Consider the following 9,826-nt stretch of genomic DNA (forward strand, 5'->3'; position numbering starts at 1 on the left):
TCGCTGCACACCGACGTGCCGATCCAGCGCATCGAACGCGACATCAAGGCGCTCAACCTGCACGCCATCATGCACCCCGACACCAACTTCGAGCTGTACGGACGCCTTACCTGCGGCCTGCCATCCAATACCCAATACCTCTGATCTCGCCTGGAGGAGACATGAGCACCCAGCAGCAGTCGGCTCTCAGCACGGCAGAAATCACCCAGCGTGTCACGGCGATCTGGACCGAGGTCCTGGGCCCCGGCTCCGATCGGCCCGGCGCCACGTTCTTCGAGCTCAACGGGCAGTCCATCGCCGCCGTGCAGATTGCTGCAGCGATCGAGGAACAACTAGGCGTCACCCTCGACATCGGCGATCTCTTCGAGGACCCGGACCTGGAGACCCTGACCCGCGTCGTCCTCGCCACGTCCAGCGACTCGGCCGGCTGACCGTGGGGACCGCGAAGGGGACCGCGATGCAAGAACTGACTCACGTGCGGCCGGATGCGGACCTCGACCACGTGGTGGCGATTCTCGAGCGCGACGGAGCGGTGATCGTTGAAGGATTCACCGACGCGGTGACGCTCGCCGGGCTCCGAGCGGACCTCGGCCCTGGCCTCGAGGCATCTGGTTACAGCGAGAGCGGTTACGACGGGCAAAAGACCAAGCGGCTGTCCAGCCTGTTTCGGCGGACGACACACATGACGCCGGTCGTGACCCAGCCCCTGTTCCTCGGTTCGGCGCGGCGGCTGCTGCAACAGCCAAGGCACATTTGGATCGGCAAGGTCCGGATGGAGGTGACGCCGAGTATCCAGATCAGCTTCACCCAGGCGATAAGAATTGATCCGGGCCAGGGCCGGCAGCCGTTGCACCGCGACGACGCGATGCATCTGTGGCGGCATCCGGGGCCACCGTGCCGGCTGCAGCTGATGCTGGCCATTACCGACTTCACCAGCGCCAACGGCGCAACCCTGGTCGTCCCCCGCAGTCACCACTGGGACGACGAGCGGGCGCCCTCGTACGCCGAGGCGGTCCCGGCCGTCATGCCCGCCGGTTCCGCGCTGCTCTGGCAGGGCGGTGTCTACCACGGCGGCGGAGCCAACACCACGGACTCGCCGCGGCAGAGCCTCTCCGTCGCGCTCGACCTGGGCAACCTGCGGCAGGAGGAGAACCAGTACCTCGCCGTTCCCCGGGAGACCGTGCTGACCCTGCCGGAGGAGGTGCAGCGGCTGCTCGGCTGGGACCGCTGCCCGCCCGGCCTTGGCCAGGTCGAGACGCAGGACCCGCACCTGCTGCTGGAGCGGACACTGCAGGAGCTCGCCAGCAGGCCACGTGGTGCAAATCCGTTGATGTAGCGCGCCTGCTCGAGGTCCCACCCAACCTGGTCGGCCTCGGCAGCCCGCCGATCGTAAGCTGATCCGCGCCTTCGCCAAAGGCAGCCGGTGCGCTCTGCGCTAGCAGGCGCACCGGCTGCGGCGTTTCCGTTCGCCGAGTACGCGGCCCCCGCCCCGGGCCGCACCCGGCGCCTGCTCACCACGGCCCTGCTTCCCACCGCCCCCATGCGGAAGGCGGATCGGGCCCGGGGAGCCGACGTCCGATCCCGGTCAGGAGGTTGTCCGGGGCCGGGGGTGACCTCCGGCGATGTCGACCACGGCGGCGATCAGTGCCAGCACGACGATCCCGGCGGCCAGCAACAGCGAGTGCCGGAACGCGGTCGCCCAGTCGCCCCGGGTGCTGCCGAGCACCGAGAAGAACAGCGCGCCCACGCCCGCGATGCCGGCCGCCGAGCCGATCCGCTGGCCGGTCTGCAGCATGCCGGCCCCGCTGCCGGCCTGCGGCACCGGCACCTCGGACAGCGTCAGCGTCTGGTTCGGCGCGATGACCAGGCCGCTACCCAACCCGGCCAGCAGGAACGGCACCGCGGTCAGCAGCGGCACCGAGACGTGCGACGAGCCGCCCAACACCCAGACGACCGCACCGAGGCCGATCACCACCACCAGCAGCCCGACGGCGACCAGCGGCCGGCCGTACCGGGTGACCACCCGGCCGCTCAGCGCCGACGCCGCCGCCGAGCCGAGCGCGAACGGGGTGATCGCCAGCCCGGCGGCGAGGGCCGAGTAGTTGAGCCCGATCTGCAGGTAGAGGGTGAAGATGAAGAAGATCGCGGTGAACCCGGCGAAGTAGAGCAGACCGATCAGCGTCCCCAGGGTGTACGAGCGCAGTCCGAACAGCCGCAGGTCGAACAGGGGCGGCCGGTGGCGGGCGTACCGCCGCTCCCAGAGGCCGAAGGCGACCAGGAAGAGCAGCCCGGCCGGGATGAGCAGCCACTTCGCCGCGCCCTGCCACTGCTGCCGCTGCACCAGCGGGAGCAGCACCAGGGTCACCCCGACCCCGAGCAGCAGCACGCCGATCGGGTCGAGCCGGTGGCGGTTCTGCGCGCCGGTCGGGCGGGCCGGCATCAGCCGCCAGCCGAGAAACACGGCGAGGATGCCGACCGGGACGTTCACGAAGAACACCCACCGCCAGCCGTGCTGCTCGCCACCGAGCTGGATGAGCAGCCCACCGAGCAGCGGGCCGATGGCGGTGGAGATGCCGATGGTGGCGCCGAGCAGCCCGAACGCGCGGCCCCGCTCGGCGCCCCGGAAAAGCTGCTGGATCAGGCCGCTCACCTGCGGGTTGACCACTCCGGCGGCGGCGCCCTGGACGAGCCGGGCGATGATCAGCCACTCGGGGGAGCGGGCCAGCCCGGCCAGCGCGCTGGTCACCGTGAACAGCGCCACGCCGACCACGAACCCGATTCGTCGGCCGCGCGCGTCACCGAAGCGCCCCGCCGACACCAGCACCAGGCCGAAGGTGAGCGCATACCCGGACAGCACCCACTGCAGGTCGCTCGGCGTCGCCCGCAAGGCCCGGTCGATCGACGGTACGGCGACGTTGACGATGCTGACGTCCAACAGCGTCATGAACGCGGCGACCAGGCCGACGCCGAGCGCCTGCCAGCGGCGGCGGTTGTCGTACTCGGTGTCCGCCGGTGGCGGCGACCGATCCGCGCTCATCGTGCCCCCCGATGACCGTCGATCACGCATTCCCGATCGCTACCCGGTCCCCGAAGGGGCAAACGACGCGTCACGCCATCTGACGCGCGCACCACCGCGGGCCGAAGTCCAGACCGGCCATGGGGGAGTCCTCGCGGTGCAACAGACCCCGCTCGGTGAGCAGGTGCAGTGGCTCGCGCAGCTCCTCCTCGGTCATCCCGGTCTCCTCGGCGATCAGGTCAGGGTAGGGGACGTGACCCCGCACCTCCAGCGCGGTCACCGCCTGGTACACCCGCTCCTCGACCTCAGACAGCTGTACCCGCTGCATCGCTTCCCTCCTCGGTGACCCGCCCGAACCCGTGGGCGGTCTGCGCCCGGCGGTTACCCGGCCGGCGTCCGATGATGCCCACCCGTTCGGGCGGTCGCGTCGGGCGCGTGACCAGCGCGCGCATCCGCTCGTGCCCTAGGCTGCAGCAGTGATCAACTGGGATCTCGTCGTCGTCGGAGGCGGCCCCGCCGGGCTCACCGCCGCCCGTGTCGCGGCCGGTGCCGGCGTCCGCACGCTGGTGGTCGAGCGCGCCACCCATCCCCGCTACAAGACCTGCGGCGGCGGACTGATCGCCACCTCGCTGGCCGAGGTGGCCGCCCGGATCGAGGTGCCCGTCCACGACCGGGTCGACCGGGTCACGTTCACCCGGGACGGGCGACGCGCCTTCACCCGCCGGCACCCGTCGCCGCTGGTGAGCATGGTCCGCCGCGAGGAGTTCGACGACCGGCTGCGTGCCGCCGCGGTCGCCGCCGGGGCCGAGATCCGCGAGGGCGTCGCGGTCCGCGCCGTCGAGCAGGATCCCGACGAGGTACACCTGCGGCTGGCCGACGGCGACACCGTGCGCGCCCGCGCCGTGATCGGCGCCGACGGCTCCTCCGGCGTCACCGCCCGGCACGTCGGGGTGGCCTACCGGCAGGTCGACCTGGGGCTGGAACTGGAACTGCCGGTCCCGCCCGTCGAGCAGGACCGCTGGCGGGGCCGGCTGCTGATCGACTGGGGGCCGGTCCCCGGGTCGTACGCCTGGGTCTTCCCGAAGGGGGACCGGCTGACCGTCGGCGTCATCTCCGCCCGCGGCGAGGGTGAGCGGACCCGGGCCTACCTGCGCGACTTCGTGGCGCGGCTGGGCCTGTCCGGGGTGACCCCGGAGCAGGACTCCGGCCACCTGACCCGCTGCCGGGCGGCCGACTCGCCACTGCGCCGCGGCCGGGTGCTGGTCGCCGGCGACGCGGCCGGGCTGCTGGAGCCGTGGAGCCGGGAGGGGATCAGCTTCGCCCTGCGGTCGGGCCGGCTGGCCGGGGAAGCGGTCGCCGGCGGCGACCCGGACGCCTACGAACGGGCGGTACGCCGGGAGCTGGTGCCCGCCATGGGGGCCGGGCACCGGCTGCTGGAGATCTTCGAGCGCCGGCCCGACGTGTTCCACGCGATGCTGGCCACCCCGCCGGGCTGGCAGATGTTCGTCCGGTTCTGCCAGGGCCGGGCCAGCTTCGACCGGACCCTGGCCCGCCGTCCGGTCCGAGCCGGCCTCGCCCTGCTGGACCGGCTCCCGCCGATGCGGCGGAACGGATCGACAGGCCGGCAGCCTGAGGGGCCGGTCAGGGCAGGATGACCGCCGGCCATGGATCTCGCCGCGGCGCAGCAGCGCGTACGCCTCCGGCGCCCGGTCGAGCGGGAACGTCCTGCTCGAGCACCCTGGGTGAGATCATCTGTACCGCGCGCATCGTCGTACTCCAGCCCGTCGCTGCCGGTCGTGGCGGCGGTCCACCCACCAGCGCGGGTTGATGCCGACGGTGGACGGACAGGCGCACAATGCCCTCATGAGCGAGCCGAGCGAGTCGTTCACCGACGATGAGTACGCGTTCCTGCGGCACGTACGCTTCGGCGAACTGCCGCCCGCGGTCCGCCCCGAGGAGCGGGTCGAACTGACCGAGACCGACGCCCGCCGGGACCGGCCCGAGCCGACCGGTGGCCCCGAGGAGTGGGCCCTGCGCAACAGTCCGGGCTGAGCCCGGAAACGGCCGACGGGCCGCAGGGGTGACCCCGCGGCCCGCCGAACCGGTACGGATCAGAAGACCGGCACGCCCGCGCGGACCAGCTTCCAGTTCGGCACGAAGAAGTCGGCCGGGTTGATGGCGCCCTTGGCCTGCGCCCACTCGATGAGCAGCTGGCGGATCTCCTGCTGCTCGTTGTAGACCTGGGTCTTGACGACGCCGGGGAAGTTGCCGCCACCGCTGCGCCGGTAGTTGTTCACCGCGATGACGAACTGGGCGTCCGCGGCGACCGGGGTGTCGGTGCCCGGCAGGACCAGGCGGGTGATCCGCTGGCCGACCGGCTTCGAGATGTCGATGTCGTAGTCGACGCCCGAGATGACGTCGTAGTTGTAGTCCGGCACGGCCGGGTCGCTGATGTTCGCCGGGTCGACGGTGTCGCCCACCGCGAAGGTCTTGAAGTACTTGGCCGAGTACTCCAGGTACGCCTTCACCTCGGCACCGCTGATCACGACGGCCTCGAGGGTGTTGTCGTAGACGTACAGGCCCGCGAGGTCGCGGATCCGCACGTCACCCTGCGGGAAGACGGCGGTACGGCTGAACGGCGCCGCGATCGACAGCACCGGCAGGCCCGCGTACGCGGTGCCGGCCAGGGCCTTGGTGACCACGTCGGTCTGGACGTGGTTGATGAAGTCCAGGATCGGGGTGTCCTTGTACCGCGACTCGACGGCCGACAGCTCCACGGTGCACTGGGCGACGACCTTGTTGACGTAGTCGACCGTCTTGGTGTGCTGGCCACGCACCGCCGCGAGGACCGCCGGGTCCTCGACCACCGTGTTGGTGTTCAGCATGGTGGAGCCCTTGGCGACCACCTTCCAGCGGCCCTTCTCCCGGGTCAGGGTGAAGTCCATCCGGGTGAGCCGCTGACCCCACCGCGACGGCTCCGAGGTCAGCACCTGCTCGCCGGTGGTCTTGTTGGTGACGAACTTCTCCGGCACCTCGTTGTGTGCGTGGCCGAAGAGGATCGCGTCGATCCCCGGCACCTGCTCCGCGATCAGCGCCACCGGGTTCTCGTTCGGCAGCTCCGGGCCGTAGCTGGAGGTGCCGCTGTCGCCGCCGTGCGCCGAGATGATGACCAGGTCGGCGCCGCGCTCCCGCATGATCGGCACCCACTTGGCCGCGGTCTCGATCATGTCGGTGAAGATCAGCTTGCCCTCGACGTTGCCCTTGTCCCAGATGGCCACGCCCGGGTTGGTCAGGCCGAGGATGCCGACGTTCAGCGCCGGCGCGCCGTGCCCGCCGAGGTTGACCGGCTTGATCACATACGGCAGGTAGGCCGGCTTGCCGGTCTTCTCGTTGATCGCGTTGGCGGCGAGGGCCGGGAACCCGAGCTGCTCGATCCACTTGGCCAGCAGCGGCAGGCCGTAGTTGAACTCGTGGTTGCCCAGCGTGACGGCGTCGTAGTTCAGCACGTTCATCGCGTTGGCCATCGGGTGCGTCTCACCGGTGACGGTGATCGGCTCCTGCTTGGCGTAGTAGGTGGCCAGCGGGGTGCCCTGGATGGTGTCTCCGGCGTCCAGCACCAGGGTCGCCTTGCCCTTGCGCTCCGCACGGATCTGGTTGACCAGGGTGGCCAGCTTCGCGACGCCGACGTCGTTGTGCTTGCTGTCGTCGAACTCGGCGTCCTTGTAGTAGTCCCAGTTGTAGACGTTGCCGTGGGTGTCGGAGGTGCCCAGGATCGTCAGGTCCCAGGTCTTCGCAGGGGCTGCGCCGGCGGCCCGGGCGGGGGCGCCGGCGAGCAGCGGAGCGGTCGCGGCGGCGGCCGCGACGGCCAGCACCTGGCGGCGCGAGGCGCCGGAGGAGGAAGTCATGAGGTGCCTTTCCATGGGGGTGTAAGACGCCTCGTGGGCGCCGTTGCGCACCATAACGACCTGCTGCCCCCTGCGCCACATCGCCCTGCGGTGTTTCACCACGTCAGCGCCGGACGTGGCCCGGCGGTAACACCCGGTACACCCGAAAGTCGTTTCCGCCTCCCACCCGGGGGTAGGGCGGAACCGGACCGGACAGGATGAAGCGGCACGAGGAGAAACCGGTGAGCGAGGACCAGTACACCCAGCAGGACCCCACCCGCCAGTACGGCCAGCAGCAGGGGCAACCCACGCAGCAGCAGTCCCCGCCGGGTTCCGAGCAGCGGATGGGACCGAAGCCCGACCACGGCGAGGAGTCCTACCGGGGCAGCGACCGGCTCGCCGGCAAGCGCGCCGTCATCACCGGGGGCGATTCCGGCATCGGCCGGGCCGTCGCCATCGCATACGCCCGGGAGGGCGCCGACGTGCTCATCTCCTACCTCGGCGAGCAGGAGGAGGCCGACGCCCGGGACACCGTCCGGCTGATCGAGTCGGCTGGCCGCAAGGGTGTCGCGGTGCGTACCGACCTCACCGACGAGCGCCACTGCCAGCAGCTGATCGACCGGGCGCTGGCCGACCTCGGTGGCATCGACATCCTGGTCAACAACGCCGCCTTCCAGATGGCCCAGGACAAGGGCCTCGCCGGCATCACCACCGAGCAGTTCGACCGGGTGTTCAAGACCAACGTGTACGCCATGTTCTGGCTGTGCCGGACGGCCGTGCCGCACCTGCCCGAGGGGTCGGCGATCATCAACACCTCCTCGATCCAGGCCTTCAACCCGTCGCCGCAACTGCTCGACTACGCCACCACCAAGGCGGCCATCGCGAACTTCACCAAGGCCCTCGCGCTGGACCTGGCCGACCAGGGGATCCGGGTCAACGCCGTAGCGCCCGGCCCGATCTGGACGCCGCTGATCCCGGCCACCATGCCCCCAGAGAAGGTGAAGCAGTTCGGCACCGACGTGCCGATGGGCCGCCCCGGCCAGCCGGCCGAGCTCGCCCCCGCGTACGTCTTCTTCGCCTCCCAGGAGTCCAGCTACGTGACGGGGGAGATCCTCGGGGTCACCGGCGGCAAGCTCACCCGGTGAGGCGCTGCCGGAACTGCCCGGTCAGCGGGGCCAGGCGGCCATCCGGCGGCGCACCTCGGCCACCCGGTCGGCGTCCAGCCCGTAGCGGCTGAAGCGCCGGTCCGGCACCTCGTCCAGGTAGCGGCCCGCCGCCCGGACGTCCTCGAGGTCCAGCGCCGGATCCACCTGCCGGGCCAGCGCCAGCAGCTCCGTCACGTCGTACCGGTCCAGGGCGGCGGAGACGTCGATGTAGTCGCGTACCTCCCGGCGGTTGACCAGCGCGGCGGTCTTGTTGGCGATCAGATCGCGGACGTCCATCACCGGCCCCAGGTCCATCACCACCGGGCTGCGGTACCGGTCCAGCCGGGCCAGGCTGAGCCGGATCTGCCGGCCGTCCCGGCTCACCACGAAGTCCCGCATGTCCCGGTCGAAGCCGTCGAAGAGCTCCGCCAGCTCGCTGCCCGGATCCGCGTCCACCACCTGGTAGCCGGCCCGCTCCAGCGCGGCCCGCACCCCGGCCGCCGCCGCGGCGGCGGCACCCTCCACGTCCGCGAACAGGTCCACGTCCTCCGTGGGGCGGGTGACCAGGCCGTGCGCCGCCCACGCCACGCCGCCACCGAGCACGAACCGGTGCGGGCCGGCGGCAGCGAGGGCCACCCGGGCCACATCCCGGTAGAAGTCGTGCAGATGGCTCACGCGGTACGCAGATCCCGGTGCCGGCTCTCCCAGGCCACGCGGACGCCCCGGGGCAGGTTCAACCGCCGCCACACCCGGCGCAACGTCCGCCCGTCGATCAACTCGCGCAGGTCGTCGACGCGGGTGGTTTCCCGCAGCACGTTCTCGTACATCCAGAGCAGGTCGTCCGGCTCGCCGAGATCGAAGGCGCGCTCGCTGCCCCACATCAGCCGTACCGGCAGCTCGACGATGCCGCGAGTGGGGCCGGTGAGCTCGGCGAGGGTGCGGGCCACCACGGCGGGACGCCCGGGGCGGGCGAGGTACGCGCTGGTGACGGCCGACATGCTGTCAGGGTAACCCCTGTCTCCGGTTTTCCCGAGGTCCTGTTCGTCGATGTGGTGCGGATGTGGCCCGCCGTGCCCCGTCATCGGGTCGCTGCCGGCGTTGGTCGCCGTTGGGGTGCGGCCTGCGCCCCGTCACGGGTCGCTGCTGTCCTTGGTTGCGGTGTGGGGTGTGGCCCGCCGTGCCCGGCTCCGGGCGGTCAGGCTTGATCCCTGCGCCGGTCACGGCGGGCCACACCCGCGTCGTGGTCCTGCGCCGTCCGGCTGTGCGGCCTGCGTGGTCCGTGTCCGGTGTACGTCGTGGCATTCGCCGTCCGGATTGTCGGGGTGCGTAGTGCGTGCCTCTGCTGCGGGCGGCTCCCCTTGGTTGGGCCTGGCTGGCCTGTCCTCGGTTCGCCGCGTGTGTGTTCAGGGGCGCAGTTGCGCCGAAGGTGGGGGTGTCCTGGCGCGTCGAAGGGCCACTTTCCCCGAAGGTGTCCGAAGGGCCGCGTTCCCGAAAGTGTCGGGTGTTGCGTAGGGGTCGTGATCGACTTCGGGTCGGGGATGTGGCGGTGTCGGCGGGTGTCCGATACCGCCGTTTCCGCGATGTGGAGCACGTCTACTCCTCCCGTCCCGTTTTGCGGTGCGCGGTGTCCGGTTTTGCGGGCGGCCGGTGGGCATCCCCGGCCCGGAATGGTGGCCGGCTCGGGGGCGTTGAACACGGGTGCACGGCCGAGGAAGGCGCCCCGCGAGCCGGGGTCGCTCGGGTGGGCCCGGGTCGGAATGTTGGTGGTCCGCCGGTCGTTG

10 protein-coding genes and 1 pseudogene are annotated in these 9,826 nt (G+C 71.3%); 6 read left to right on the top strand and 5 right to left on the bottom strand.

Annotated elements, in window-relative coordinates; genetic code table 11:
• From ABZ783_RS37055 to ABZ783_RS37065, 3 genes and pseudogenes are all read left to right on the top strand, one after another.
• Nucleotides 1–144, top strand: a pseudogene (locus tag ABZ783_RS37055) (acyl-CoA dehydrogenase); the annotation flags it as partial.
• Nucleotides 145–161: 17 nt separating this feature from the next.
• On the top strand, nt 162–431 hold the full coding sequence (locus ABZ783_RS37060) for a phosphopantetheine-binding protein (protein ID WP_357447790.1): 270 nt from the start codon (nt 162–164) through the stop codon (nt 429–431).
• Between the two features lie 2 nt (nt 432–433).
• Nucleotides 434–1,336 (top strand): phytanoyl-CoA dioxygenase family protein, encoded by a 903-nt coding sequence (locus ABZ783_RS37065; RefSeq protein ID WP_357447793.1) that lies wholly within the window; start codon nt 434–436, stop codon nt 1,334–1,336.
• A 249-nt stretch (nt 1,337–1,585) separates the two neighbouring features.
• Here the strand turns inward: ABZ783_RS37065 and ABZ783_RS37070 are convergent, their stop codons facing one another.
• Both ABZ783_RS37070 and ABZ783_RS37075 read right to left on the bottom strand, forming a co-directional pair.
• A complete protein-coding gene (locus ABZ783_RS37070) occupies nt 1,586–3,067 on the bottom strand; it encodes an MFS transporter (protein WP_357447796.1) in 1,482 nt (493 codons plus the stop codon).
• Nucleotides 3,068–3,107: 40 nt separating this feature from the next.
• Nucleotides 3,108–3,344, bottom strand: a complete 237-nt coding sequence (locus ABZ783_RS37075) for a hypothetical protein (protein ID WP_073839276.1) — start codon at nt 3,342–3,344, stop codon at nt 3,108–3,110.
• 148 nt (nt 3,345–3,492) lie between these two features.
• Between ABZ783_RS37075 and ABZ783_RS37080 the strand changes: the two genes are divergently transcribed.
• Both ABZ783_RS37080 and ABZ783_RS37085 read left to right on the top strand, forming a co-directional pair.
• On the top strand, nt 3,493–4,671 hold the full coding sequence (locus ABZ783_RS37080; protein ID WP_357447800.1) for a geranylgeranyl reductase family protein: 1,179 nt from the start codon (nt 3,493–3,495) through the stop codon (nt 4,669–4,671).
• 208 nt (nt 4,672–4,879) lie between these two features.
• On the top strand, nt 4,880–5,068 hold the full coding sequence (locus ABZ783_RS37085; RefSeq protein ID WP_357447803.1) for a hypothetical protein: 189 nt from the start codon (nt 4,880–4,882) through the stop codon (nt 5,066–5,068).
• 59 nt (nt 5,069–5,127) lie between these two features.
• Here the strand turns inward: ABZ783_RS37085 and ABZ783_RS37090 are convergent, their stop codons facing one another.
• Complete coding sequence (locus tag ABZ783_RS37090; RefSeq protein WP_357447806.1) at nt 5,128–6,921, bottom strand: 5'-nucleotidase C-terminal domain-containing protein; 1,794 nt, start codon at nt 6,919–6,921, stop codon at nt 5,128–5,130.
• 221 nt (nt 6,922–7,142) lie between these two features.
• On the opposite strand from ABZ783_RS37090, the gene ABZ783_RS37095 reads away from it, so the two are divergent.
• Nucleotides 7,143–8,045, top strand: a complete 903-nt coding sequence (locus tag ABZ783_RS37095; RefSeq protein WP_357447809.1) for an SDR family oxidoreductase — start codon at nt 7,143–7,145, stop codon at nt 8,043–8,045.
• A gap of 21 nt (nt 8,046–8,066) precedes the next feature.
• Here ABZ783_RS37095 and ABZ783_RS37100 read toward each other — a convergent pair whose 3' ends face one another.
• Complete coding sequence (locus ABZ783_RS37100; protein ID WP_357447812.1) at nt 8,067–8,720, bottom strand: nucleotidyl transferase AbiEii/AbiGii toxin family protein; 654 nt, start codon at nt 8,718–8,720, stop codon at nt 8,067–8,069.
• Nucleotides 8,717–9,043 (bottom strand): hypothetical protein, encoded by a 327-nt coding sequence (locus tag ABZ783_RS37105; RefSeq protein WP_357447815.1) that lies wholly within the window; start codon nt 9,041–9,043, stop codon nt 8,717–8,719. The genes ABZ783_RS37100 and ABZ783_RS37105 overlap by 4 nt, the downstream gene beginning before the upstream one ends.
• Nucleotides 9,044–9,826: the final 783 nt, after the last annotated feature.

Source organism: Micromonospora sp. NPDC047738 (genome assembly GCF_040642675.1).
GTDB lineage: Bacteria > Actinomycetota > Actinomycetes > Mycobacteriales > Micromonosporaceae > Micromonospora.